Below are 26,295 nucleotides of genomic sequence, written 5' to 3'. Positions count from 1 at the left end.
GTGCCATTTCAGCGCGCCTTGAGCCTTGCGCCAATGACACCGAGGCGTGTCAGAATCCGGGCTGTGCCGGATTGGACTTATGTGCCGCTTCGTCGGCCTGCGGCGTTGTTGCTCGGTGAGCGCCTCAGCCAGGTTTGGGCACTGCGGTTGCTCGCTGCATTGATTCGCTACACCGGCGGGCGACGCTGGATTCCTCTGGTGTTCGATCACCCGGCTGTGCCGGCGCAGTGGGCCGGCCGGTTCGGCGCCTCGGTCCCACCCCGGATCGCGTGGGAGGCCATCGCGGTTCTTCCTGTGCAAGGCGCCTCGGTAATCGAGATCAACCCGGTCGGTGTCGATGATGTCGCGACCGCGCGTCGCGCGGCGGCCGGCCGCCGGTGCCGGGTCACCGTGGTGGCCGACAACGCGCAAACATGTGCAGCGATCGCCGGCGACGTCGACGCCGTCAGCGTCGGCGATCCGGACGGCCCCGTTGTGCGGTTGAGCGGCGCGGATTTGGCGCCGGCGGTGTCTGCGCTCACCGATGCGTCGACGACGGTGCTGGCCCGGCCCTCAGTGCTACTCGAGGCGGGGCCGGGCTGGTTCAACCGGGTAATTGAAGCGGCTACCCCCACCTCGCCGGTGCCGTCGTCGCGCTGCAGCCTCGCCGCGGGTCCGCGCCGCTGGCCCGATTGGTTCTGGGCCTCGCTGACCGGGCTGGGGTTGATCGTGGCCGGCTTGGGTGCGGGCGTGATCGCGTTGGGCCCGGTGCTACTGGGCTATGACCGCGCCTATCTGGGTGCAACGGTGGCCGATCTGCATCGGCTCAACCCACATCTGGTCGGCTTTTTGGCAGCATGATCGAATCACGATGGCCGGCAACATGATCGGCATCGGGATCCTCTATCTCGGCGTGGCTGCGGCGATGCGCCAAGGCTACCGGTGGGCGCGTCGTGTTCTGCTGATTTCGGGTGTGGTTGTCTTCGGCAGCTACTTCTATTTCCTTGGCACCGGCGGGTTCGTGGAACCGTTGCACACGGTGGTCGTCGTCGTGTTGTTCCCGACGCTGGTGATGGCGGTGTGCCGGCGGGCGACCGGGGCGCATTGGGCGCCGGTGGTCGAAGGGCCTGAGGCGCAGCGCCGCCGGGCGCTATTCGGGCAGCTGTTGATGGTCGGCGTCGGCGCAGGCCTAACGGTGGCCGGCGTGGTCATCTCCGTCGTCGGATTCACCTCGGTGTTTGTGCCCACCGACCTCGGCTTCATGGGCACCTGCGCCCATCATCTGCAGGCGGCTGACGCGCATCTGCTGCCGTTCATCGCCCATGATCGGGCGGGCTTCGGCGGCGCCCTGATCGGGGCGGGGCTGGCGGTCCTGTTGATCAGCATGTGGGGTTGGCGTCGGGGCCAGCGCGCGGTGTGGTGGACTCTGCTGTTGGGATGTGCGTGCGCGACCGCGCCGGTCCTTATCGTCCACTTCGCCATCGGCTACACCGATTTCATGCACCTGCTGCCGGTCTACGTTCTCGTCGCCGCGGCTAGCGTGGCGCTCGCCTTGTCGAAGAGCTACCTGACCGCGCGGCGGGATCTCGAATCGACCAATGCGGTTGAGGGCACCGCGCGAAGCCGAAAAGGCGTTGCCGGCTAACCGGTGCTGGACCATCATGGTTGGGCAAGCTGTGAAGGAGTAGCTGTGAAATTGGCAGAGGCGTTGTCGCTGCGGGCGGATGCGGTCCGCAAGATCGAACAGTTGCGCACGCGCATCGTGAGCAACGCCCGCTACCAGGAGGGCGAAGAACCAGCCGAGGATGCTGCGGCCCTGCTCGCCGAAGTCGACGGCGTCATCGACGAGTTCCAAATCCTCATCCAGCGGATCAACCGTACGAACGCCGCCACGACGATCAGCTCGGACGGCACGCTGACCGACGCGTTGGGCCGCCGGGACGCGCTGCGGTGGCGTCACCATGTTCTGACCAGCGCAGCGGACGCGGCCGCCGGGAAGAATCAGCAGGGCTACACGCGGCAATTGCGCTCAGAGCTCAAGATGCTGTCTGCGGTGGCGGTCGCTGATTTGCGGGCCCGGGCCGATCAGGTTGCCCGCGAGCTTCGTGAGCTCGACGTGCGGATTCAACGATCGAACTGGGAGGTCGACCTACAGGAGTGACAGGACCCCGAGGTGTAGCAGGTAGTTGTCGCGGAGGCGTGCACAAGCCTTGACCGGCGGGCCAAGCCCGGTCTCTGCTGGCGCACGAAGGGCAGTGCGGGGGATTCGATTTCCCCTTTTCACATCGCAGCCCAGCATCGCGCACAGGTGACAGGGCACGGCACACAGCACATCACCACGTGCAGATCCGGGACGATGAGGGTGGGCATGGGGCATACACCTCGCGGTAGGCCGCCACCAGTGTCTCGCGAAACACTCTCGTCGAGGCGCAGAACACGCCAGCCGCTCGTGGCATGTCGTGCCCGCGAACAGGATTGGGCCTGCCGTGGCCTCAGTTCTTAGTGAGGGTTGCTGGGACCACGGCGACACCCGGAGGCTGCGCGCACGGTAAGGAGTTGGTGGCGGTCCCCGTCAATGTTTGGGCGTCAAGCGAGTAGCTGATGATGGAGGGCTCCGCGGCGCAGTCGGCGGGCAGTTTCCGCGTTGCCTGCCATGTGTGTTCGACAAGGTGTAACTCAGCCGTCCAGCCCAGTGAGGACTGCACATGAGCGCAACCAGGCCCGCATGCATTGATCTCCCAGACCGTCTTGGACACGACGCCTCCCGCGCGTGGCTGACCGTCAACGGTGAGTCGCGCGCCGTCAGTGGTGAACGTGTAGCTTCCGTTCAGCGCTGGTATGGGCTCCTTGGTGGATGGCGCCAGGGTCGGCGCCGACGACGAAGGCTGGGACGAACATGCGGTCAAGCAGACCGCGGCGAATGCGGCCCACCCCCACCGTGGCCCGCTGGCAATGCGCATCGAAAGCTCTTTCCGGGCAGGGAGTTTGACCGACGAGCCGAGCCTATCGCACAGCTGTTGGGTCGGAAGGGTCATGCATCATCCAGATCGGGTCGAACCCTGAGACGCTTGCCCGCTCAGGGAGCCAACCATGCGGATCACGACCACGAGCCCAAGTGGCTTTTCGAAGACCACACGCGAAAAAATTCCTCAGCGCGCAGCGCGTGGGATCCGACGGCGTCACCCGCGAATCCACCGGTGCGGCCGGATGCATCCCGCTGCCCACGGGCGACAGTCTGACCTACGCCAACAACGTGGTCCAGCACCTGCGCAGTCGATACCGCCAGCACGCGCTACACCAGCAACCACAGCGACGGCACCAGCACCACCAAGAGCTTCGTGTCGTCATGAAACTCGGCTACTTTGATTGCTGCAAGATTCACGCGTCTTGAGAGATCGAGGTCGAAGGGTGTCGCAGCCGAACCCGCAGCCACTACCGGGCGGTTATCCTCCTAGCGCCGGGGGCGCGAGACCCGGTTATCTGCCGCCAGCGTCGCCGGGTTATCCAGCGCCCTCAAGCTCGGCTCCGGCGGCATATCCACCGCCGCCAGTGGAGCCGACGTTTCAGGTGCGCACGTTCAAACACACTGGCGCTGTGATGTTGTGGCTGAATCAGCCGTGCATCACCACCGGTAGCTATGCGCAGTGCGAGGCCGCGATCGATGCTGCTCAACAGCACTGCATGCTGGCCGGTTGGTGGAGCATGGGCTCGCTGGTGTGGAATCCGATCTCGTTGGCGCGAAACGCGCGCGCCCGCACAGTGCTGCGCCGCCAAGCCGGTCAAGCGCACGACTACGCGCTATGGTGGGCGACTTACCAAGCGGGCGGCCGCCACATCCATGTATGGGCGCCTCCACCCACCCGTCCGGCATACACCAAATGGTGGATGTGGCTGCCGCTCATTATGATTCCACTGATTGTCGCACTGATTGTGGCCATAGCAACCAGCAAAGAAAGCCACCACAGCCCCACCACGCCCACTCAGAATCCTTTGACAACAATCACGTTGCCCACGTTGGCGCCCAAAGCTACGCAGTCCGCTTCGCGCTGACCTTCCGGCGAGCAAGACACTGGTTCAGGCCGCGCCCACTCGTCGTCGACGGCGTCGTTGTCGCCTGTACGCACGGCGGGTCAAACGCCAGTTCGGGCAGTCAGGAAGCCACTGCGCATAGGCCTCAGGTCGATAGGGATCTGCCAGCCCGTATGCCTCGAGCGTGACGACAGCACCGGCGTGATGCTGGCGTTCACTGACTGGCTCAGCGGCCACCGCCACCGCCGTTGAGCGCGGCGCGGGGGCCCCGGCCTGGTTCGCTGCGACGGGGGGCGCCGTCCCTGATGGCAAGTCGATCGCCGATGAGTCGATCGAGCTCTGGCGCCGCATGCCAAAGAGCGGCTGACTCAAGGCTTCGGCGGAGGCGCGTTTGATTCGAGTCCGCGCGGCGAAGCGCCTGAACAGGACCACTTGCTAAGCCTAACCGGCGCTCTGGTCGGAGGCCGGGTGCACTATTCCCAGGTCAGCAGCCAGCGTGGCGAGGTCGATCGGGGGCGCGTCTGCCATCCAGGCTTGTGTACGGCCGGCAGCAAGATAGCGCGGTGCGGGGTGGACTCGCCATGCTTGTTGACGGACCATCACGGCGTGGGCCAGGACTTGGGCGTGGAATCGTGTCGGCACCGTCCGGCTGGCCACTAGCGTTCCCCGGCGTCGCAGTTCCCCTAATGCCCGTGTGCTGGCGTTGGTGACGGCGACTTGCAGCCAGGGCTTGGCGTGAATGGCGATGATGGCCACGGTGTGCGGGTCGAGCCAGCCTTGTTCGCGCCAGGCCGGCAGGATTGCGCTCTCGTCCTCGATCGATGCGAGCGCATTGAGCGCGTATCGATACTGCTGGTCGTTGCGCCGCTCGACATCGGCGGGACCGCGTTGCAGTTGGGCGATCCGATGTTTCGGGATGGCCATGCGCCGAGATGGCGGGTGCCGCTTGGAGATCCAGCGGCGAACGGTGGAGGGTGTGACACCGGCATACGCGGCGACCGCCGCCGCGTCGACGGTGTTCCGGGGGGTGGCGCCGTAACAGTCGAGCAGCATGTCGATGAGTCTTTTGCGGCTCCACCGGGGCCCAGCGTTGGGCCGTATTGCTTTGGCTTGCAGGCTCATTCGGGGGTACCGATACCGAAATCGTCTATAGTTACGAAGTCCCAGCCAGCGACGTACTTGTCGTCGAAGAACTCTTTCATCCACTTTCGAAGGCCCTCATCGCCGCCGTCCTCATAAGCCCGCAACAGGGCCTCGATCTCCTCGGGACTGATGTCGTTGGCCACGCGGCGATCGCGCGCATACCCCTGGTCGTAGCCGCCCACGCCTTGCTCACCGCTGACCCAGATTTTGCTGCCAGTGCGAAGCGCCTGCCTGCCTTGTGAGCTGCTGCGGAAGTCCGCCGTGGCCCCCCGTCGACCCCGTTTGGTCGTCGTGACGCGCCGCGCCGCTGCCCGGATCGACGCCAGTCGGCCCTTCGACGGTTGTTGGGTGCCAGCGGCCCAGCGCCGTACGGTGCCCTGGGAAACTCCGAGTGATTGCGCGGCGGCTCTGGCGTTGACTGCCCCACCACGCGGGCCCCGGCCGAACACTGCCTGCAACATGCCTCGCATGCTGCTGCCCTCTGCGGAGTCGGCCTCACGCCGGCCTGAGATCCGCCGCAAGAACGTGTTGCTTTGCGCTGCTTGTGCTTGCCGGATCGCTTGGCGGACATCGCGTTTGGATGCACCCAAGCCCCGTGCGGCGCGGTCGACGTCGACCGTTCCGTTAGCGACCGAGCCGTACCCCGCCAGATCGCTGGCACTGATTCGGCTGCGTCGTCTGCCTCGGCGCGCCATCAGCAGCCCTCAGCGTCAGTGCACAGATTGGCGCGCCACTCACGGGCGGGGATCAAGTCTCGTTTGCCGCGGTAGTCACGTCCGTTGAGGTGCTCGAGGTGCTCGTCGAGCAGCCCAGAGCCTTCCGGCTTGTACTGCCCGAAGCCGCGGCCAAACGACTCTGGCCCACCAGGCCAGGCTGTCACCGGATCCGGGTCATCGGAGGCGTAGAGGACCGTGTCGGTGGCCACCGCCAAGGGCCACTGCCCCGTCTTCTCACCGATTTGGTGTAGCCGGTAGACGATGTTGGCCTTTGCTTTGGCGAGTACGTGCAGCCGCCGTTCGGGGCTGTAGGCGGGTTTGCCTTTGAGGTGCTCATCGGAGCCGATGATGCCGATCCCGTGGGTGCGGATGATTTTGGCTTGATCACGCGCGGCTTGAGCGTCGGGATCGTCGAGGTCCAGCATCGCACTGGCGTCGCGGAACCGTTCGTACCAGCCCAGTAGCACTCGGCCGTGGCGCGACCACAGCCATGCTTGCAGGATTTGTGGTTGGTAGCCGAGCTCGATAGCGCGCTCCAACGTCGGGGTGCATACCCACTTGGGGCCGGTGAACTGCAGTCCTCTCGGGTTGAGGACAAAGGGCAGCCGCCAGTCGGGGGTTTCGGGGATGTCGACTAGCCAGTAGCCCGGTGTCTTGGCGTTAAATGGTGCCCCATCGGGGTGGTGGACTGGGTCGCCGATGGGCAACTCCAGACCGGCGATGCCGGCCACATAGGAGCCGCCACGGTCATAGGCGTGGATGTAGCGGCGTTGGCGTTCGTCGCTGGTGGGTCGGCGTGACCAATCGAAGTCCGATTCCACATCTCCGATACCGAATGGCGGCGCGGTTGTCGACGGCGCGAAGACGACGTCGCGCCACTCCTGTGGGGACCACGTCTTGGTTCTGGTCTGCAACATCAAGTCCACCGCGGTAACACCGGCGTTGATTTTCCACGGGAACCGCAACGCGTCAGCCAATAGCTGCAGCCGCTTGGCGATCTGAGCTGGCGCCGGTTCATCGGACAAGATCGGCATCTCATCCGCGCCGGTACCCATGCCGGGGATGAGCGCGATCATCACACCGCGCTTGTCGTCTCGATAGACGCGGGTCCAGGTGCCCAGCCGGTGAGCGTTAGGGTCCTCCCCCGCCCCGCCCAGGCTCCATCCTTCGTTGACCGCGCCGGTGACGAAGTCGATGTTTTCGGTGAGTTGGCGCAGCGACTTGGCGCGATCGCGGCGACTGATGGCAGCGACGTCGATACCGAATTCCTGGCACGCCGCTTCGGTGATCCAAATTTGTCCTGGCTCATTGTATTTCGCGGTGAGGCGGTACCCGAGATGGTGCGTATAGGCAAGCTCGGCGACCTGACCCACGTGCACGATCGGTGGGCCCAGTTCGACCCGGGTGCCATCGGCCAGCCAGAGCCCATCGGTGTGCAACACCGCGGCCGGTGCGCCGCCAGATACGGCCCTGTTCGAGGCGCGGCCAGATTGGGTCCCGGCCGTCGTCGGCGACGGTGTCACATCGTCCTTGGCTGCCGATCCCTTAGCCGGTACCGACGCCCCGTTGAGGGGCCCCTGGTCAGCATCCACAGCAGCGGTTTCCGATGCCGGGCTCTCCACACCTCTTGGATTGCTGGCTTCCAGCTTGGGCGCGACGGCGATGGGCGTTCGTTGGCCGGGTCCCTCGAGTGCAGCGCTCAGCGCAACGGCGACCTCGGCGGTGTTCTCAGCGGTCAGGACCTCGAGGATGAGCTCGTCAGTCACCGCCGCTTGGTGGGTCACCGTCATGCGTCCCAGTCGGGAATGGGTGTCGGACAGATCAACTGGCTCACCCGTCGCTTCGTCGAGGCCAGTCGCATAGATCATCGCGGTATCGCGCGCATACACCGGCCACAGCCGGTATTCGCGCGAGATCCGCATCGCTGCCCGCCGGCCACGGAATCGCACACGCGCGGCGATCGCCGCGGCCCAGGCTGGCTGGAAGTGCTGTCGCCACGCTGGATCAGCCCACGGTTCGGGGTCGGCCAGCGCCTGCAGATATTCCGCGGCAGCCGAATCGACGAGCGCACGTAGTGGCGCATCGTTGGCGAACTCTTCCCGGGCTTCGCGCAGCCGCGTCGACCAGGCTTCCAAGAGGCGGGTCTGCTGGGGCCACACGATCGCCTGCTCGATGCCGAGCCGAGCTGCGGGCAGGCCGGCGCCGCCGTCGCGGACGTCTTTGGCCAGCCCGTCAAGATCCTCGGTGGTCACCCAGGCCAGGGTTGGCGTATCAAGGCGCATCTGTGGGTGAGGCGGCGGCAGCATCTGAGGCAACCGCAAGTCACCAGCCGGCGGGAGCGTGACCCTCCACAGTCCGAATGGCCGCTTCTGGCCGGTGCTGGCTGCAGCTGCTGTTGTGGCGTCCAGCACCTGCGGTTGGCCGTATCCGAACGTCAGTGTTCCCGCGGCCGCCAGCTCAGGGCATTCCTGGGCCAGCCACACCAGCTGGTCGCTGTGCTCGAATTCCTCTTCGACCTCCGTAGCAGGCGCACACCAAGGTGGCTGAACGCGGATCTCGGCCATAACGTGCGCCGGCAGCACCCCGGGCCCGGACACGACGGCCCCCCGCCGCCCGGCGCGGGCCCGCATGATGCGGTCATTGATCACCGCCGCCGAGGCCGCTCCGCTGCCTGCGGGCAGCGCTCCCAGCACGACCGACCACCGGTGCAGGCGGCGCCCCAATTCAGCCGCGTCCTCGACAAGATCGTCGCGCTCACCGACTAACCAGGGATGCAGCTCGGCCACGATCTCGACCGAAACACGTTGCGCGCCAACTCCCCGAGCCAGAACGACCGCACGTCCCTTTCCGTGCCGCAGCTCCCAACCGCGCCCCACCAGCGGCGCCAACGACCGCCCCAGCTGCTCGACCAGTCCGGAATCCCCCGCGCCGGCGTCGGGAGTAATCAACTGGCGACACCCCGCACCTACCACCCATATCCGGGCAGGGTCCGCATCGGCATCCCCGGCAGGTATCGGCTGCAGTAGGCCACGACTGCCGTGCGCCCACTCGATTAGCTTCTCAAGCTTGTCGACGGAGTCCACCGGCCCGGTAAGGACATCACCGCCGACCGTGAACGCACCCGCGCCGGTGACAATCACGACGTGACGCTCAACGACTAGCGACGCTGTGTTTGCGTCCGTCATAGGCGGCCTTCAGGCGTGCGGGCGGCCAGGTACGGACGGATGCGCGCGCTGGCCCCCTGCTGGGTCATCCCGAGTACGGCACCGACTTCGGTGTAGGTCGCACCGGCCGCGATCGCCGCCGCGGCGGCGGGTCGCTCATCGAGGCCGGCGGCGCGTAAGAGCGCGGCGCGCGTCAGCTGCACCGCTTTGGTTTCAGCGGCACTAGCTCGTTCCACAGCTTTAACCAGTCGAGCACGTTGCGCAGGTGTAGCTTTGCGACGGGCCACGCGCCGCAGCCAGACATCCACTGCGGCCGCCAGAGATGAATCAGCCATCTTCGAGGCAAAGCTTGCCGATTCCCGTTGCGCGGCAGCCTGAATCGACGCGACGCTAGGATCCGTCGTCGTCATGGCCGCCTGCGTTCTGCAGCTACGTTCAGCACGGGTGTGATGCTATCCACGAACTGTGACACCAACAAGCATTCGTTGTGCTTGTCTACAAGGGGTCTGCTGCACGAATAGGTGACAACTGAGATGGCTTGCCCAGCGTGGGCGGGCTGGAAGGATGTCACCATGGCACGGCCGTATCCCAAGGAGTTTCGTGACGATGTTGTGCGGGTCGCCCGTAACCGCGATGAAGGCGTGACGCTCGAGCAGATCGCCGCCGATTTCGGGGTGCATCCGATCACGTTGTCGAAGTGGCTGCGCCAAGCCGCGGTCGATGACGGTTCGCGGCCTGGCACCGCAACGAGTGAGTCCGCGGAGCTGCGGGAGGCCCGCCGACGGATCAAGCTGCTCGAGCAGGAGAACGAGGTGCTGCGCCGGGCTGCGGCGTATTTGTCGCAGTCGAATCTGCCGGGAAAAGGTTTTACCCGCTCGTGAAGGAGCTCGCCGCCAACGGGATTCACGTGGCGGTGACGTGTCGGGTCCTCAAGCTCGCCCGCCAGCCCTACTACCGGTGGCTGGCCACCCCTGTCACCGACGCCGAATACCTTGAGGCTCATCGGGCCAACGCGTTGTTCGACGCCCACCGTGATGATCCGGAGTTCGGCTACCGTTTCCTGGTCGAAGAGGCCCGAGACGCCGGCCAAGCCATGGCCGAGCGCACCGCGTGGCGGATCTGCGCCGACAACGGCTGGTGGAGTGCGTTCGGCAAGCGCAAGCGGGGCAAGAACGGCAAGCCCGGGCCGCCGGTCCACGATGATCTGGTCGGCCGCGACTTCACCGCGGATGCCCCAAATCAGTTGTGGCTGGCCGATATCACCGAGCACCGCACCGCCGAAGGCAAGCTCTACCTGTGTGCGATCAAGGACGTGTTCTCCAACCGCATCGTCGGCTACTCGATCGACTCCAGGATGAAATCCCGCCTCGCCACCACGGCGTTGGCCAGCGCTGTCGCTCGCCGCGGTGACGTCGCCGGCTGCATTCTTCACACCGACAGGGGCAGTCAATTTCGAAGCCGGAAATTCGTCCACGCACTGGGTCGCCACGACATGGTCGGGTCCATGGGCCGCGTCGGTGCCGCCGGCGACAACGCCGCCATGGAGAGCTTCTTTGCCCTGCTGCAGAACAACGTCTTGGACCGCCGCCGCTGGCACACCCGCGAGCAACTGCGCATCGCCGTTGTCACCTGGATCGAACGCACCTACCACCGCCGCCGACGCCAGAGTGCCCTTGGACGGTTGACCCCTGTCGAATTCGAAGCAATCATGACCGCACCGGCCAGCCAGGCCGCGTGAAGGAAACTGTCACCTATCCGTGCAGCAGACCCAAGTGCTTCTTGTGCCCCTTATGACCTGGTCCAGGTCTGGCCTGCATAAAGGCACGACGCAAAACTGCTTATTTGTCACACTCAACGCTTTCAGCTAGTCAGTCCACGTGCGATCACTGTGTTCGCCATACTGAGCCGCCACGTCGTGTGGCGACCCACCGTGCCTGCGCGGATTACCTCGCCGCGTTTCTCGAGGATCTCCAAGTTGTGATAGATGCGTTCGTGAACCACGTCCGCGCCGAAACTAGTTGAAAGACCGCGCCTTAGTTCAGCGGTCGTCATTGGCCCGGCCGCGTTAGTCAGCGCGGCGAGCAGTCCTTGTCGCACCACCTCCGGCGGGAAACTAGGCATACCATGGACCTTCGTGGGTGGTCTGCGCCGTACTCGCCGAGGTTGGGAAGAACCGCCGCCCCCACCGCTGTGCCCCAACGGCCACAGGCTGCGAGGTGGCGGACGCGTTCTGGTCGGCAGCCAACAATGTTCCTGCGGATCCGTTCATCGCAGCTTTCACTGCCGCCAATGCGCGGCCACGGTCTACATGCCGACCCCTGGCCCGCAGTGCGCCTTCACCAATTTCGATGGCCGTCATGCCGCACACGATGATGATGCGTAGAACGCGCCACAGCCCGCACACCCGCGATCTATCCGCCATGTAGGTCCGGCGATGCCCCTCCCCCGTCGCTGATCAATCCCCGGTTCGACAATTAGGTCGTCAGACCACGGAAATCCTCGTCAGCGCGGTCGCTTTCCATCGCGGCGTCCAGTACCTCCCACCCTGTATCGGAGAGCCGTCCTCTACCGTTGCCGGCCACGAGCATCGCGGCGGCCACGTCGGCGGCGGTGTCGCGGTTCCTGGTGAACATATAGTCGAGGTTGGGCTCTGCCACGCGCACTGTTTTCGGCAAGCTGCCGGCAAGGATCTCACGCACAATAGCGACCAAGGCTGGTTCACCACCAAGTAAGCCGCCAGCAATCCCGCCGGGCGGCCCAACTGCGCGCCGCTCGAGCGCACTCCACGAGACGACCCCGCGGGAGGTGCTGAACGTGATGGTCGTGGCGACCATTTGGGGGCTCCTCGGTTCGCCGGATCAGTGCCCGTGACGTCGGTCGCACACGAGCCCGCGGTAGGGCGCGCGCACACCGGCGTCGAAACATGCATGGCGTCCTGATGTGGGCTCAGCGGACTGTTCATTGGCCAATTGCGGATCCTCTCGGTTCTGCTCTTAACTATCGGTGCTCCGAGTGACATCTCCCCCCGAAACCGACCGATCAGATCAGTCCCGCAGCCGGCTCGGGTGCAAACCTCCACTGTCCCGACAGATAATGCTTTGGTGCACACACACTATCGGCGTTGGTCGACGCGGTGAGTCCGGTCATCCGAGACGGCAAGAGTTGGCCGATTGGTACGCACGCGGATGCCGCATGGATCACCACGGCTACCTCGATCGGCGTCAGAATCACGTCGGCGATCCCGCCGATATTCGATGACTACGCCACCGTCTTACTGCCAAAGCCCCAAGCTGAAAAGCAGAGCCACGACCGGGCTATCGTCGCACTACTCACTAGACAGTCGCCGGATCAACAGTGGTGGATTGGTTACCTCGACACTGGGTCCGCGGACGTCGTTTTCCCTGACGCGCCAAGAGTGACCTTGTATGCGAACTGGCCTTATGTACTCGTACAGGCCGGACCAGAACAGGCCGCCTGCTGGCGGTCCGACGACTTATGGTCGTCGCGGTCAACTCGCCTGCCGGACCTGATGTTCCCGGTGGATCGGTCCTGGCTGGTGTCCACGCTGTGGGACGACGACTGGACCTGTGTCGGCGGGCCGGTTCCGCTCATCGACGGCTTCTTGAGCGACCCCGATCTGAGGACCCGCGTGCGGCGCGTCGGCCCCACAGAGGACGCCACTCCACCCGGGCGCAACGCGATCTGACCGCCGATGGGAATCGGTGAATAGCGCCAGATTTCCCCGAACCGACTGGACGTGAACAGATCCCGCGGGACTAACGCCACGCTGGATAATCACAGTCACCCTCGCGCAAAGTACTTGACCGTAGCGGACTTTCGCGGGTCAACAGCTGCTCCCGCTCCTCGCGACGGACGGCTGTGACTTATCAGGACGCGATCAGCAATATGTTCCCGCTGCGACGCGCAGCCAGGCGAATCCGCGCGAATCAGTCCGGGATGAGCCCAAATTCGTATCTGAGTGCTTGTTCCACGAGCGCGCTTCGCGTGCCGGCGGCCCAGGCCTCGACGAGGTTGTCAAGCCGTTGACCGTTCGCGGCTGTCACTCCTGACAGAACGACGGTGCGTGGAGCGGTTGCGTGGCGACGCCGCCGCGGGACTGCGTGCGAGGACGGGCGTTCGAATAGTTGGCCCTCCCCTACGGCGTATCGCTGGGTAGTCCAGGTTGTCGCCAGTTTCGTCGCGTGGGTTTCGATGGCGTCCAAGACGATGGCGCCCATCGTTCGGGCGAGTCCACGGCGTACCTTCTTTTCGGCGATCTGGGTTCGGTAGAGCTCGTCGTAGACTTCCGCTGACAGCAAGACCTCGGGTGGACGGGTTCTTGTGCTCGGCCGTCCGGTAGTTGTCTGTCGCGGTTTTGTGGGCTGTTCCGGGCTGGTCGTTGCTGGCGTGGTTGCGCTGGCCGATTCAGTCGCGGGGGCGCTTGCGAGTACCGGTTCGATAACCGAGGCACTTGCCAGCCGCGGGTCAGAGTGGGCCGGTTCCGCACTGACAGCGGTGTCTGCCGGTTGTGGCGAAACCGGCGGTGGAGTCGGCGCGGCAGCGGCGCGTGGACGGGCCGGCCACAGTTCGTCCAGGTCCTGATTGAGCGCCTCGGGGTCGAACAGCGGCTTGCCGCGGGTGCGTGAAGGGCTCATCCGACCCGCTCCCCCGCCGTCACTGATTCGTATCGGCCGAGCCGTGTGACGATTTGGCGGACGAGCTCTTGGTAGTCGGCGGCAAGGCCGGTGGGGTCACTCGTCCACATGGCGCGCTCGGGACTTTGGTTGTCGCGCAGCTTCGACAGTCGAGCTCGGCGGTCGTCGTTGGCTAGCGCAACGAGTTCGCCGGCGGTTTTGTGGAGCGTTCGCATGTCGACGGCGGCCGCGGGTGCGGAGCGGATCGTGATGTCGAACGGCGTTGTCCCGCTGCCTTCGAGCATTTCGCTGACTTGATCGAACACGTCCTGGTTGCGCTTTTTCGCTCGTGGGTTGACATCGAACAGCAGCACACCGAGAAGTTGGATGGAGGCACCGAGTTTGCGTGCTCGCCAGAAGCGTCGCGCCAACCGTTCGACACCGCCCAGGCTGGCTTGGTCGTCGCGGGTGGGGATCAACAGATAGTTGGCGACGGTGAGATAGGTATCGAGCAGCGGTACGTCACCTGGACCTGAGTCGATGAGGACCAGGTCATAGCCTTCGTCTTCGCATAGTTTGGCGAGCTGGTTTTCCAGGTTGGCGGCCATGTCAATGCCGTTCTCGGCCATCAGGTGAGCGCCGGCGCCGACGACGGCAAGTTGTGGACCGCCGGCGACTACGTCGAGGTTGGCCCGTACGTTGCGCACCGGGACAAGGGGCGCACCGAATTGCAGGGTCTGGGCCAGTGATTGTCCGCGGTCTCCGTCGACGCCGAGATCTTCGACGGTGACGTTGGCCTGTGGGTCGCCGTCGACCACGAGCACGCGACGGCCCCTTTTTCCCGCGGCGGCGATCATTTCCGCCACTGCGGCGACGGTCGTTGACTTTCCAACTCCGCCTTTCTGATTCGCTACGAGGATGGCCCGCGCATCGGGCCCAGTCATTGTCATGCGTCGCAACGTACGTACCCACCCGCGAGATGTCATGTAGGCGCACGGACGTGAAGTCGAACCGTTACCTAGCCCACTATTTGGACGTTGCGACCGACGGTCCTTCGCCCGTGGGCCCGGGCGGCGATCGGCCCGTGTGGTCGCGGCACTGTGCTGCCGTCAATTCGTACGTCTGCGCGTCCGGGACATGTTGTGGGTGCACGGGTGGTCGCTAGAGCGTTGCGACCGCCGTGTGTCCACGCGGTGGGCCGTACGGGTAGTTGGCTGAGGCGTTGGACGTTGCGCCACACGGGCATACGTGCGTTGTCCGTGCGTGTGGCAACGCGTCGGTCAGCCGACAACGATGCGGCGCTAGACCCGGCACCACAGGCGTCACTGCCACGTACGCAGATTCGCACATAGGGCGGGCAGTCACCCGTTGATGACCCTCATGTCATCCGGTGCGATACCCGCGAGTCACACGTCTCGTTATACGGTCATCGCCCGGATATCGCAGGTCACACGGGCTATATGGGTGCGGCAGTGGGGGAGCCTGGTCGTGGAGCGGGAGGACCCTTTCACCGCCCCTCCTGTCCGATGCGGCGCCAGGGCACTGAGTCGCGGCTTCGGAGTCTCATGACGTAACGCGAGATCAGCCCGGATTCTTGAATGCGGCGGCGTGCGCACTCGGGTCAGCAACGTGACCTCAGTATCGTGTGCACGCGGCGTCGCCGCATGAGCCCGACGGCTCATCGTGGAGCGGCGGGGCTGTCAACGCGCCTTAGCGTCGCCCCGGTTCGAGGGGTTGTGGGTCGGGGAGGATCTCGCGGCCCTCGTTGTAGTCGTGCTCGATTACGCGCAGCTGGGCGACGATAGCTTCCTCGATGAATTGGGTGATGGTGTAGCGGCGGCCTGTGACGCGCTCGACGATGCGCACAGCCGCGCGGGCCCTGTGGTGCAGCTCGGTGGGGACATTGACCTTGCTGAGGTCGCTGGATTTGGCGGGGCCGTCCACGGAGCTAGGCTTTGATGGCTGCTGGGCGGAACATTCCTTGGCGCTTCATATGGTCAATGACGTTCTCGTAGTCTTTGCTGACGTCTTTGGCTCGGTATCCATACAGCGGAACGGGAAGGTAGTTGGTGTAGGCCTCATCCACGATCGAGCTACGTCGGACCGCCGGTGTGACCTTGTCACCGAAGCCTTCCTGTAAGTACTCCATCTGTTCGCGGTACACGCCGCCGGTGCCTGGCACGGCGCACGGCACGATGGCCAAAAGCGGGATGTCGATCCTGAAGGTCTTTTTGATGATCGCGAGTTCTTGCAAGAGCGCCTGGATGCCTTCTGATTCCTTGCCTGCTGGTTTGGTGCACGTGATCAATCCCCATCCGCCGGAAGGGCCGTCCTCGTCGACTGAGGACGCGATCAGTGCCGTGGTGACTAGTGCGCTGTTGGAGCCGGGGGAGTCGATGAGGGTGACGTCAACAGGAGTGGCCGCTTCGAGGGCATCCCGCAGGCGCAGTACGCCTCCGGTCACGGCCGGTAGTTCGACCATCAGTTTGTCCAGGGTCGAGCGGGCGGCGGGCACGATCGTCAGGTTGCCGATGTGCATTTCGGTGGCCTCGTCGGTGGTGTATTCGGGTTCGCCGGCGTCGGTGAAACCCTGGATGATGCGAGCGGGCCGTTCGATGTCGTCGATTGTGGCTTGCTGGCGTAGTACATCGGCGATGGTGACACCGCTGATGTCGGGGTAGCCCAGCCAGGTGCTGGCGTTTGCTTGGGGGTCGAGATCGATGACGCGCACCCGCAGGCCAGAGCCTGCGAGCTGGATGGCGGTGGTCACGACGGTCGTCGTTTTCCCGACGCTGCCAGACATGTTGGCGACGGTGTAGGTGGACATCGATAATCTCCTTTGAGCGTGGGGCGGGTGATGCAGCCTGCATCACCAGAGGCGGTTGTGACGGTCGATGCGGATGGTTTAAGCGCCGGCGGTCTCGAGCTGGCGGTGTTCCCATGGAGTCGGTTGGTAGCCGGCTCGGTTGATGAGGAGGTTGACGTGGGCGACGGCGTCGTCGTCCCAGGCCTTGTCTTTGAGTTCCGCGGTGTGTAGTTCAGCCGCGGCCACCGCACGGTGCCAGGCCCGTGCGTTTCGCGCCTTCTCCGCTGGGCCGTCAGCGGTGGCGTCCCAGTCCCGTAGCAGCGCGCTTACCGCTGATGTTGCGCTGCGTGCGGCCACGCCGGACAGGTATTGCGCCACCAGTATCTTGAGGAGCTCGGCGTTGGAGGGCTGCTGATTGATCAGTACCGCGCAGAATTCCCGCCTTGCGCGTTGGGCCTGGGCCGCGGCTTGGGCGTCTGCCTGTCGCTGGGCGGCTTCCGGAGACGGTTCGTCACTGTGACCTGGATCCTGCTCTGTTTCTTCTCGAGGCGGGGGTGCGTTCGATTCGGCTGGCGGGTCGAGAATTTCAGCCGCGCCCGGCTGAGCGGCCGGGTCCGCGGCGGCCGCGTCGCCGATGCTGGACGTCGTCGACGTCAACCCTTCGCCGGCCAGGGGCCGTGCGTAGAGATCTAGGGCCCCTGAGGCGGGGTTGATGGCGCCGATGATCTCGGCGCCGGGCTCGTAGTCGGGGACGCGGTGGAGGTGGTAGTTCTCGCCGAGCTCGGCGCGGGGGTCCTCGACGAGGGGGATCCCTAACTCGTCGGCCTTGGCGCGGGCAGTGCGCTCGGCGATGACTCGCTCGGCGGCGCGGGTGGCGATCATCCCACGCGTGAGGATCAGGTGCAGGGCCTGCGTTTGTTCTTCGTGGCGCAGGTCGCTGAGCTGGTCGGGGTCCTTGGTCTTCTGCCAGCGCCGAGGCGGGCCATAGGGCAGCTTGCCGGCCAAGGCCGCGGCCTCGGCGCTGGGTAGGCGGCCGTCGTCGACGGCGTCGCGGACTTCGGGAGCCAGTAGCTTGAGCGCGAGCTTGCGCGACACTGTGGCTTGGTCGACGCCCAGTCGCTCGGCAATGGCGCGTTGGGAAAGTCCAATCTCGGAGTAGCGCGCATACAACTCGCCCTCGGCAAGGTCGGAGAGGTCTTGGCGGCCAAGGTTTTCGGTAGCCATCGCGTCCAGATCGCCGTCGTCGACCATGATGGCGTCGTCGACGACGGCTGGGACGGTGTCTCTGCCGGCTTCGATCGCCGCGACGCGCCGGCGGTGACCGTAGACCAGTACGTAGCGCGCATTGGCTGCGATGTCGGCGGCCGATGGCCGCGCCGCCATGAACGCCTCGCGGGTGACCACCAGCACGGGCAGCCGTACGCCGCTGGCGCGTACCCCGTTGAGGAGTTCTTCCCATTTGGGATCGCCAGGCTGCGGCTGTGATCGCCGGGGATCGTTGAACGGGTGCGGTGCGATCTCGGCCACGTGGATCTGGACGACCCGGTGCGCTTCGTTGGCGACCATGGCTGACATGCCCGCGATAAGGCCGGTTTCTTCCTCCGACGCCGCGGAGTCGGTAGCGGGGGAGGGGTCTGTGCTTGGTGCGGTGTCTCCGCCGGCCAGGGCCGCGAATCGGTTGGCGGTTTTGCGTCCGGCTGGCTTGGCTCGGCGGGCGGGGCGGGCTGTCGTCTGGGCCACGAGCACTCCTTTCTAAATACCGGTATTAGAGTAATAAATCACGCGGCGCCTCAGCAAGCCTTTTGGCGCCTTTGCACGCTTGACCAAGGTGCTGCGGCCGTGATGCAGCGTGCATCACCAACCCTCGAAGGCCACCGCAAACAGATCCTTCGTGTCACGTGACGATTTGGAGAGCGGGGGAGTGGATAGCACGCGGTACGGGCCTGGAAGACTCTGACGGGTTCACTCGCGTGGTCCCCATCATGGCAGCTCTTCGCGACACTGGCGAGACATGGGCCGCGCGCCCTACGGCCATCGGGGAAAACGCACAGCGCATACCGAGCGCATACCGGGCGATGCGCCTCGCGCATACTCGCAGACTGCATACAGGCATCGGCGGCTCGCGCATTGTGCTTTCGTGCGCGCGGTTGTCGCGCTGACTTCTTCGCTTCCCGAATTCTGCGGGGTGTGAACCTTCGCGATGGCTGCGCGAGGGCATGATTGGCGAACGGGATAGGCAATCTATTTGCCGTGTCCGCTTTATGTGCTCTACTGCGAGCGCGCGGGCAAAAGACCCATTGCGAAAGGGGTGACCGATGGCTGAATCAGACCTGGTACGGGAGTTGAGTGCCCGCGTTCTCGCCCAGGACGACAAGGTCCCGACTACCTTCCGTCTCAACCGGCGGACCCTCAAACGGCTTCGCACTCAAGAGAAACGCTGGTCGACATCGATGTCGTTCATCGTCGAGCGCGCCCTGGAACCGGTGCTGACCCAATTGGAGGAAGCCAAGCTGCCCACCGATGGAGCCGGTGCCGATGACGAATAGGTACGACGCGGTCGAGGTCGATGCGCACCAGGCCTGGTTTCTCGCCGACCACCTGCGCGTGGGGGCCTATCCGTGGATGCTGGCGATCACCGCCCCTTATGTCGATCCAGCGGAGCGGGAACCATTCAACCAGCGCTGCCTCGCGGAGCTGGCTGAGGCCGGCGTCATTGACGCAGAGGGGGACATCAAACCGTCTGTCGCGCAGGCGGTTAAGACCGTATGCCAGCCGCGCCAGTGGCTGGAATGGCGCACGATGATCGATCCCGAGCAGATTTTGCGGGGGGTGCTGGCGCGCACCTCACCGCCAGATGCCGTGGTCGCGTTGCGCTATGCGCAGATGGTGACGCTCACGCCGCTGCAGCTGACCCACAGCGAAGCGATCGTGCCGATCATCACCGCGGGATTGCCCCCCGATCAGCCGCCGGCTCGCTTCGAGGAGTTCTCACTGCCGATGGACACCGGCAAAGCCATCGACGACCGTGTCGCTCGTGGCGCTGACTTGATGGAAGCCCTCGTCGAGCTGGGCATCCCCGAACGAGAAGCTGAGATCATGGAAGTGGCCCGTGCTGGCGATCGCATCACCGTCGAACTGACCGCCCATGAGGCCACCAACGGCGCTCACCATCACACCGATGTCAGTGTCAACATCATCAGCACCGAGGTCGGGCAGATCCTCGTCAGCCCCACACCGGGGCAGCCTCGTGCCGGCGGGGTGTCCATTTTCGCTCCCGCTGAACCGTTTTCGATCGCCATGGCGGTGCGCGACCTCACCGAACGCCTCCCCTCGGGCTCGTGGTTCCCCGACGAAAACTTCAGTATCTGACCCTCTACCAACCCGAAAGTAGAAACCGAAGCGATGAGCACACCTTCTGATTCCTTCCCCCAAGACGACACCCCCCACCACGAACAGCCCACCTCAGACCAGCGCTACCCCTATCCTTCTGGGGCCGCCCCCCAGGAGGACGGCAGGCAGCCCAGCAACGGGCCAGACACCGGGCCAGGGCAGCGTGTGCGGTGGCCGGCGGCACCGCCTCCGCAGCAGGGGTCTACTCCCGGCGGCGAGGCGCCGCATCAGCCGCTGCCTCCTCCGCCGACCCGCGCGCCAGTGCCGCCGCCGTCGCGGCCACAACATGCGGCAGCGCACGGAGCGCCAACGTTCAAGCTGCCTGAACCGGCGCGGCCCAATGCCGAACCGCGCCAGCCGGATCCCGCTTGGCAGGCTGTCGAGGAGACGTCTAACGACAAGACCGCCGAGATCTCACTCGACCAGATCGCCGCGCACCGCGGCCAGCCCCCGCAGCACGAGCAAGGCCTTGACGGCTTTTTCACTGACACGCCGCTGCCGCATGAGCAGCACCTGCCGGCGGGCTGGCCTTCGACCGGGCCCTCGCAGCCGCCGGCCGCTGACCCGCACCAGCCGCTGTTCGGAGACCAGCCAAGCTCACCGGCAGCCTTCGCGCCCAGCGGCTACGGCGCGCTTGACGAAAGCCAACAGTTCGTCACCTCGCGGCGCCGACCTGTAGGCAAGGGCTGGCGAAAGCTGGTGTCGCAAATGACCTTCGGGCTCATCACGCCCGGGCCCAGCGCCAAGCAAGAAGAGCACGACAAGCTCATCCGCAGTATCACCGCACCGCTGCTCGACGTCTACGTGGTGGCGTTTGTCAGCGCCAAGGGTGGCGTGGGCAAGACGACCATGACCGTCGCCGCGGGCAGCGCGATCGCCCGCGAGCGTGGGGATCGGGTGATCGCCGTGGACGTCGACACCGATCTCGGCAACCTCTCGTCGCGGTTCGAGCAAAAAGGCGGCGCCGACGCCAACATCGAGGCGTTGTCGTCGCTGCAGGACGCCAGCAGTTATCCAACAGTCGCGACCTTCACCGTGCAGAACAAAGACCGCCTCGAAATGCTTGGCGCTCAGAACAATCCACGCTCCTCGTACACGTTGAACACGCAAGACTTCGAAGCGACGATGAAGATTCTCAAGAAGCACTACAACGTCATCCTGCTCGATTGCGGCACGGCGATCACATCACCGCTGTTTTCCACCATCGCCAATCACGTCGACAGCCTGGTCGTGGTGGCCTCTCAAGCCCCGGATGGACTCAACGGCGCCTGGACCACCATCCAGTGGCTGCAGGCGCACGGTTTCGCGCGGCTGTTGCCCCGCACGGTGATCGCGTTGAATTCGACGTTCAAGAACAAGCCGTTGGTGGACCTCGATGACGCCGAACAGGAGTTCACCGCCAAGATCCCGGGTGTGAGCGTGATCAGGATCCCCTACGACGTCCACCTCGCCGAGGGACGCGATGTCACCTTCGTGGAACTCAAATCGCGAGCCCGAAAGGCCCTGATGGCGTTGGCCGGCTCGATCGCCCAGCACTATCCCGCCCGGGGGCCGCATCAGCACCGAACGACTGAAACTGGGGGTTTCTGACCGATGGATCCGGCCGCCGCTACCGGCCAAGTCCGCGTCGCCATCATCGGTGAAGACGCCGCGGTGGACTTGGCCCTGCCGACCACACTCGCCATTCGGGAACTGATTCCGCGGATCCGCGCAACACTGGCCACGGGTCGCGACGACGACGACGTGCCAGCCGATGCCGTCAACGACGACGGGTTGCGCCCTTACTCGCTAGCGCCTCTCGGAGGAACACCGTTTAGCTTGGACGCCACCCTGGCCACGCTGAACATCGATGACGGTGAACAGCTCATCTTGTGCAAGCTGCCGCCGGGCCCCACGGCGCCGCCAGTGGTCGAAGACATCGCTGACGCCTCGGCGATTCATTCGGCCAGCCAGTTCAAGCCCTTCGAGCACGCCATGTTGCGCACCGCCGCCCAAGCGGTGGTGGTCACCGCGGCGACCTTAACGTGCGGCCTGGCGATCTATGGCTGGCACCGCGGCTACCGCGTGTGGTCGGCTGCAGCTTTGGGTGCGCTCGCGGTCGTCTTCGTCGCCGTCACCATCTGGCTGTATCGGCGCAGCCTGCTTGCCACCGCCGGCCGCCTGGGTCTCGCGGCCGCGGCGCCGCTGGCGTTGGCCGGCGCCGCGATAGTGCCGGGTGATGCCGCGGCGCCGCGGGTTTTCCTGGCGGCGGCTTTCCTGGTCGCCTGGTCGTTGCTGCTGCTGGCCGTCACCAATAGTTGGGTGGCCACCCACACCGCGGTCGTCGCCGTGACGGCCACCGTCGCGGCCGCGGCCGGCGCCCGCATCCTGTGGCACTTGCCGTACTTGTCCCTGGGGTGCGGAGTCCTTGCGGTGTCCTTGCTGTTGGCCTCCAACGCCCCCACGGTGTCAGCGATGTGGGCGCGCTTCCCGCTACCGAATGTGCCTGCACCAGGCGAGCCCACACCCGCCGCGTCGTCGCTGGCCGAACTGGAAGATCTGCCCCGTAAAACCGCGACCTGCAACTCCTACCAGAGCGGTCTGATCGCGGCCTCGGTGATCTTGTCGGTGATCGGTTCGGTGTTGGTGGTGTGGTTGCCTGACGCACCGCCACTGTTGGCGTGGTGGCTGGTGGTGGTCACCACCACCGTCACCGTGCTGCGGATGCGGATCTGGGACTCAGCGATCCCCGCACTGTGGTTTCTGGCGACCCCTTTTCTGACCGCGATCGCGTTGACGGTGTCGTTCACCGCCGCCGGCCACCTGGTCTCGGGCCTGTACGCGGCGGCCGCCGTGGTGGCTTTGACGCTCGTCCTGCTCGGCGCTGCAGCCATCAAACCGCGCGAGCTTTCTATCCCGCAGCGCCGCTGGCTGGACCTGTTCGAAAACGCCCTGCTGATCACGATTCCGCCGGCCATGTTGTGGCTCATCGGCCTGATTAGCCTCATCCGCAACCGAGGAATACTGTGATGATCCGCCGACTGGCCTCACTCGCCGCGACCATCGCTGTGCTGGTGGTGTGTAGCCCCGTGCCTGAGGCCGCCGCGCTGGCATATCCCGTCGTCGACCCAGCTGCGCTGCCCCCTGACGGTCCGCCCGCTCCAGGGCAAGAAATGCGCCAGAACGGCCAATGCCAGGTCTACGGCGCAATGCCCGGGTTCGACCCGGCCGCGGTGCCTCCCAGCCAGGCCATGCTCAACCTGCCCGAAGCGTGGAAAACCTCACGCGGCAGGGGAGTGGTGGTCGCGGTGATCGATTCCGGTGTCACACCACAGCCGCGCCTGCCCAACCTCGCCCCGGGCGGGGATTACATCGATCCACCCGCCGGGGGTTTGTTCGACTGCGATGGACACGGCACCGCGGTCGCCGGGCTGATCGCAGCCCAGCAAGGCCCTGACGGATTCGCCGGCGTGGCCCCCGAGGCCGCGATCGTCTCCATCCGACAAACCTCAGCGCAGTGGGCACCCAAGACACCCTCAGGACAAGATGCCCAGCAAGCAAAGACCGCCGGCGATGTCGCCACGTTGGCGCGGGCGGTCCGCCACGCCGCCGACATCCCCGGCGTCCGCGTCATCAATCTCTCGCTGATCGACTGCTTCCCTGTCTACAAGCAGGTCGACCAAGCAGCGCTGGGCGCGGCCGTGCGCTACGCCGCGATCGACAAGGACATCGTCGTGGTGGCCGCAGCTGGAAACACCGGTGAGAGCAACTGCACCAGCAATCCGCTCACCGATCCCAATCGTCCTGACGATTCCCGAAACTGGGCCGGCGCCACCACCGTCTCCACCCCATCGTTTTGGCAGCCCTACGTCTTGTCAGTGGGCTCCCTGACCCCCGAAGGGCAGCCGTCGAACTTCACTATGGCTGGCCCATGGGTGGGCGTCGCTGCACCCGGTGAACAGGTCGTCTCCCTCGGCAACGGCCCAAACTCGGGCATCATCAACGGTCTGCCATCCAACAAAGAGCCGTTGGTTGCCATCAACGGGACCAGTTTCGCGGCAGCCTACGTCTCCGGCGCCGCCGCCCTGGTCCGCTCCAAGTTCCCCAACTTGACCTCCCGTCAGGTGGTCAACCGCCTGGTCGCCTCGGCGCACAACGCCGCTCGTGCACCGTCCAACCTCGTCGGGGCCGGCGTCATCGACCCGGTAGCCGCGCTCACCTGGGACATCCCTCAAGGTGACGCCCTGCCGGCGCAAATGCCGATCGTGCGAGTCGCCCCGCCGGCACCACCGCCACCGGATAATCGGCTGCCGCGCCTGATCGCCTTCGGTGCAGGCATCGCGGCGATCGCCGCCGCCGTCATCGCTGTCACCGTGATTGGAATGCGCCGTGGTCGCACCACCCGCTAGCCGCGAGTCGTCTCGTTTCTCCCCAGCGTGGCCCAGCTGGCGGCGCCTGACAACACTGGCCTCGCTGCTGCTGCTCGGGTGGGCGACGCTGCTGCCGCCAGGGCGAACACCCCAGTGGTGGCACTACGCCGCGGCGGTCGCGGCGGTCGCCGCATTCGTGGGGTCCTGGCACGGCCAGCACGTGTCGACGACGGTGGCCCGCTGGACTCCCATGGCGTGGCATAACCGCCGTCAACGCTCCCAACGCACCGATCACCGCAGGCGCAGCGCAACCCCGGCGCAGCCGCCGCCGACGCCCCGGGAGAGCGCGCTGCAAGCCCGCATCGTCATCCACCTGCGCACCCATCCGCATGCACTGAGCGCCCCCGGCGACCACAGCGACCAGCTTCCGTGGGAGTTCATCACCGCTTGGCTGGATCGTTATGGGGTGCGCGCCGACGCGCTGACCATCTGCTCGGTGACCCGCACCCCACCGGCCAGCGGATTGCGCAGCGACTCAGCGCCACTGCTCAGCGGCCGCAACAGCCAGCACCGCGACACGTGGCTGAGCTACACATTGCGCGCAGAAAACAACGTGGGGGCCTTGACCGCCCGCCGGACCACACTGAGAACTCCTCCCGGCGTACCCTCCGACGACGACACCTCGCAATCACAACCGCATCGCGCGGCGCTAGCCGACACCGTGGCGCGCCGGCTTATCGCCGAACTGCGGGAACGGGGATGGCTGGCCACCCTCAGCGACGAGGAAGAACTTCCTCGGTTCGTACCGTCGTCGGCAACGGTGCGCAAGGAAACCTGGACTGGCACAGAGTATTCCGATGGCTTCCGCGCCGTGTACGCCGTGGATCCCGCAGCGCTGCCCGATGTCCTGGAAACCCTCACCACCCTGCACACCAAGGCCACCTGGGTGGCGGTCACCATACGCTCACGCGGCCGCCAACCAGCCACCGTCGAAGCCGTGGTCGGCACGCTGACTGCCAGCCGGCCGCCCCGGCAACTGCCGGGCCTTGCTGGGTTTCACGGATTGCATCGACACATCGCGCCGGTGCTGGCCGCCACCGGCATCGATGCGGGCGCCGACGTCGAGCTGCCGGCGACCGAGGTGGCGCCGTCAACACTGGCGGCGCTGCGGTGGCCGACGGCGGCGATCGGTGTTCCGATCGGCTATAACCGCGCACGCCAGCCGGTATATCTGGGGCTGGCCTCACCGGAGCCGGTGCGGATCACGGTGACCGGCACCCGACAGTTCCACATCGGCATCATCGCCCGCCTCGCCTTATCAGGCCAGCCGGTTGCCCTCTACACCGCCGATCCACGCCAGTGGACCGCTCTGGCCAATCACGCGGCGCCGCAACAATTCTCGATACGCCCTACCACACCGCCGCCTGACGCGATTGTCGTCAGCGACGCCAGCAGCGATGCACCCACCGGTGCGATCACGGTGACACTGCGCCGCCCGCAGTCTGCTCAGGCTCCCGCCACGACGATCGTCATCACCCAGGACGGCCGGCACCCGGACCTGTTCTACATCACCACCGCGCATGGCCGTCAGTGGCTTAGCACGCGCCTTGTTCCCGTGCCCAACGAGTAAGCGAGGTCAAAGGTCATGTCGACTACCCCAGAGGAATTCCTCGCCGATACGGTCGGGCTGCCTGAGCGGATGCCGGCGTTACCGTTCCCTGCCGAGTCGGCGTGTCGACTAGGTTCAGGGTTTTTTTGAGTGCAGTCTGGGGATGGCGCGGTGGCTGGTCAGCAAACCAGTCGCGGGAGGGTTTCGCTTGGTGGGCTGGCGAGTTTTCTGGGTTCCGGGTGCATCCTCAGCTCAGGGTGTGCGACCGCGGCTGTTAGCCGGCTGGGTTAATCTCGCGAATCGCGAAGAATCGGTTGGGGTTCGGCCGGGTGACCCTATCTTTTTGTCACCGGAGCGCCGAGTCGACGCGCGGCTGTCCGCGTATGCCCAGACGAGAGTCTTTCGCGGTTACACCGCTGAGACACGGCGCAACCATGTGACCGACCTGCGCTTATTTTTGACCTTTCTGTGGGCAA

The 26,295-nt window shown here is 65.6% G+C and carries 20 protein-coding genes and 1 pseudogene; 11 read left to right on the top strand and 10 right to left on the bottom strand.

Annotated features, from left to right (window positions below):
* Positions 1–63: 63 nt before the first annotated feature.
* Both DQP57_RS17705 and DQP57_RS17700 read left to right on the top strand, forming a co-directional pair.
* Positions 64–1,624, top strand: a pseudogene (locus tag DQP57_RS17705) (hypothetical protein).
* 45 nt (positions 1,625–1,669) lie between these two features.
* Entirely contained in the window at positions 1,670–2,140 is a 471-nt protein-coding gene (locus DQP57_RS17700; protein WP_064893138.1) for a DIP1984 family protein, read from the top strand.
* Positions 2,141–3,271: 1,131 nt separating this feature from the next.
* On the opposite strand, the gene DQP57_RS26895 is transcribed toward DQP57_RS17700, so the two are convergent.
* Positions 3,272–3,412: a hypothetical protein gene (locus DQP57_RS26895; RefSeq protein ID WP_156035685.1), complete on the bottom strand. Its 141-nt coding sequence runs from the start codon at positions 3,410–3,412 to the stop codon at positions 3,272–3,274.
* 161 nt (positions 3,413–3,573) lie between these two features.
* Between DQP57_RS26895 and DQP57_RS26665 the strand changes: the two genes are divergently transcribed.
* Positions 3,574–4,029, top strand: a complete 456-nt coding sequence (locus tag DQP57_RS26665) for a hypothetical protein (protein WP_133259260.1) — start codon at positions 3,574–3,576, stop codon at positions 4,027–4,029.
* A gap of 420 nt (positions 4,030–4,449) precedes the next feature.
* Here the strand turns inward: DQP57_RS26665 and DQP57_RS17695 are convergent, their stop codons facing one another.
* The 4 genes from DQP57_RS17695 to DQP57_RS17680 all read right to left on the bottom strand — a co-directional run bounded on the left by DQP57_RS17695 (position 4,450) and on the right by DQP57_RS17680 (position 9,441).
* Positions 4,450–5,061 (bottom strand): hypothetical protein, encoded by a 612-nt coding sequence (locus DQP57_RS17695; RefSeq protein ID WP_231119563.1) that lies wholly within the window; start codon positions 5,059–5,061, stop codon positions 4,450–4,452.
* Positions 5,062–5,126: 65 nt separating this feature from the next.
* Positions 5,127–5,612 carry a terminal protein gene (locus tag DQP57_RS17690; protein WP_231119562.1) on the bottom strand — a complete coding sequence of 162 codons (486 nt, stop codon included), beginning with the start codon at positions 5,610–5,612 and terminating at the stop codon, positions 5,127–5,129.
* A 233-nt stretch (positions 5,613–5,845) separates the two neighbouring features.
* The gene (locus DQP57_RS17685) at positions 5,846–9,052 is read right to left on the bottom strand and encodes a hypothetical protein (RefSeq protein ID WP_064893132.1); all 3,207 of its coding nucleotides are present in this window, start codon (positions 9,050–9,052) and stop codon (positions 5,846–5,848) included.
* Positions 9,049–9,441 (bottom strand): hypothetical protein, encoded by a 393-nt coding sequence (locus DQP57_RS17680; protein WP_036473501.1) that lies wholly within the window; start codon positions 9,439–9,441, stop codon positions 9,049–9,051. Before DQP57_RS17680 ends, DQP57_RS17685 begins: the two co-directional genes overlap by 4 nt.
* A gap of 162 nt (positions 9,442–9,603) precedes the next feature.
* Here DQP57_RS17680 and DQP57_RS17675 point away from each other — a divergent pair.
* A protein-coding gene (locus DQP57_RS17675; protein WP_112634089.1) for an IS3 family transposase occupies positions 9,604–10,769 on the top strand; the annotation gives its coding sequence in 2 pieces (ribosomal slippage) (positions 9,604–9,888 and positions 9,891–10,769; 1,164 coding nt in all).
* Positions 10,770–11,505: 736 nt separating this feature from the next.
* On the opposite strand, the gene DQP57_RS17670 is transcribed toward DQP57_RS17675, so the two are convergent.
* Positions 11,506–11,865, bottom strand: coding sequence for a hypothetical protein (locus tag DQP57_RS17670; RefSeq protein WP_051641682.1), 360 nt, complete (start codon positions 11,863–11,865; stop codon positions 11,506–11,508).
* 287 nt (positions 11,866–12,152) lie between these two features.
* On the opposite strand from DQP57_RS17670, the gene DQP57_RS17665 reads away from it, so the two are divergent.
* On the top strand, positions 12,153–12,737 hold the full coding sequence (locus DQP57_RS17665; RefSeq protein WP_112634088.1) for a hypothetical protein: 585 nt from the start codon (positions 12,153–12,155) through the stop codon (positions 12,735–12,737).
* A gap of 945 nt (positions 12,738–13,682) precedes the next feature.
* Here the strand turns inward: DQP57_RS17665 and DQP57_RS17655 are convergent.
* The 4 genes from DQP57_RS17655 to DQP57_RS17640 form a co-directional block, all read right to left on the bottom strand.
* Positions 13,683–14,615 carry a ParA family protein gene (locus tag DQP57_RS17655; RefSeq protein ID WP_036473497.1) on the bottom strand — a complete coding sequence of 311 codons (933 nt, stop codon included), beginning with the start codon at positions 14,613–14,615 and terminating at the stop codon, positions 13,683–13,685.
* Between the two features lie 760 nt (positions 14,616–15,375).
* On the bottom strand, positions 15,376–15,609 hold the full coding sequence (locus DQP57_RS17650; protein WP_051641681.1) for a hypothetical protein: 234 nt from the start codon (positions 15,607–15,609) through the stop codon (positions 15,376–15,378).
* A 4-nt stretch (positions 15,610–15,613) separates the two neighbouring features.
* Positions 15,614–16,492 carry a ParA family protein gene (locus DQP57_RS17645; RefSeq protein ID WP_064893129.1) on the bottom strand — a complete coding sequence of 293 codons (879 nt, stop codon included), beginning with the start codon at positions 16,490–16,492 and terminating at the stop codon, positions 15,614–15,616.
* 78 nt (positions 16,493–16,570) lie between these two features.
* Entirely contained in the window at positions 16,571–18,211 is a 1,641-nt protein-coding gene (locus tag DQP57_RS17640) for a ParB/RepB/Spo0J family partition protein (protein WP_064893218.1), read from the bottom strand.
* 575 nt (positions 18,212–18,786) lie between these two features.
* On the opposite strand from DQP57_RS17640, the gene DQP57_RS17635 reads away from it, so the two are divergent.
* From DQP57_RS17635 to DQP57_RS17610, 6 genes are read left to right on the top strand one after another with little or no spacing between them, the layout of a single operon-like run.
* A complete protein-coding gene (locus DQP57_RS17635) occupies positions 18,787–19,017 on the top strand; it encodes a hypothetical protein (RefSeq protein ID WP_081284089.1) in 231 nt (76 codons plus the stop codon).
* The gene (locus DQP57_RS17630) at positions 18,992–19,840 is read left to right on the top strand and encodes an ESX secretion-associated protein EspG (RefSeq protein ID WP_225337319.1); all 849 of its coding nucleotides are present in this window, start codon (positions 18,992–18,994) and stop codon (positions 19,838–19,840) included. The genes DQP57_RS17635 and DQP57_RS17630 overlap by 26 nt, the downstream gene beginning before the upstream one ends.
* Before the next feature lie 33 nt (positions 19,841–19,873).
* On the top strand, positions 19,874–21,451 hold the full coding sequence (locus tag DQP57_RS17625; RefSeq protein WP_064893127.1) for a MinD/ParA family ATP-binding protein: 1,578 nt from the start codon (positions 19,874–19,876) through the stop codon (positions 21,449–21,451).
* Positions 21,452–21,454: 3 nt separating this feature from the next.
* Positions 21,455–22,870, top strand: coding sequence for a type VII secretion integral membrane protein EccD (eccD, locus tag DQP57_RS17620; protein ID WP_064893125.1), 1,416 nt, complete (start codon positions 21,455–21,457; stop codon positions 22,868–22,870).
* Complete coding sequence (gene mycP / locus DQP57_RS17615; RefSeq protein ID WP_064893214.1) at positions 22,870–24,249, top strand: type VII secretion-associated serine protease mycosin; 1,380 nt, start codon at positions 22,870–22,872, stop codon at positions 24,247–24,249. The genes eccD and mycP overlap by 1 nt, the downstream gene beginning before the upstream one ends.
* Positions 24,230–25,840, top strand: a complete 1,611-nt coding sequence (locus DQP57_RS17610) for a hypothetical protein (RefSeq protein ID WP_231119560.1) — start codon at positions 24,230–24,232, stop codon at positions 25,838–25,840. The genes mycP and DQP57_RS17610 overlap by 20 nt, the downstream gene beginning before the upstream one ends.
* Positions 25,841–26,295 lie beyond the last annotated feature (455 nt).

The sequence above is a fragment of the Mycobacterium colombiense genome (genome assembly GCF_003284935.1).
Classification (GTDB): domain Bacteria; phylum Actinomycetota; class Actinomycetes; order Mycobacteriales; family Mycobacteriaceae; genus Mycobacterium; species Mycobacterium arosiense_A.
The sequence above is the reverse complement of the archived record's forward strand: the minus strand, read 5'-3'. Positions and strand labels throughout refer to the sequence as shown.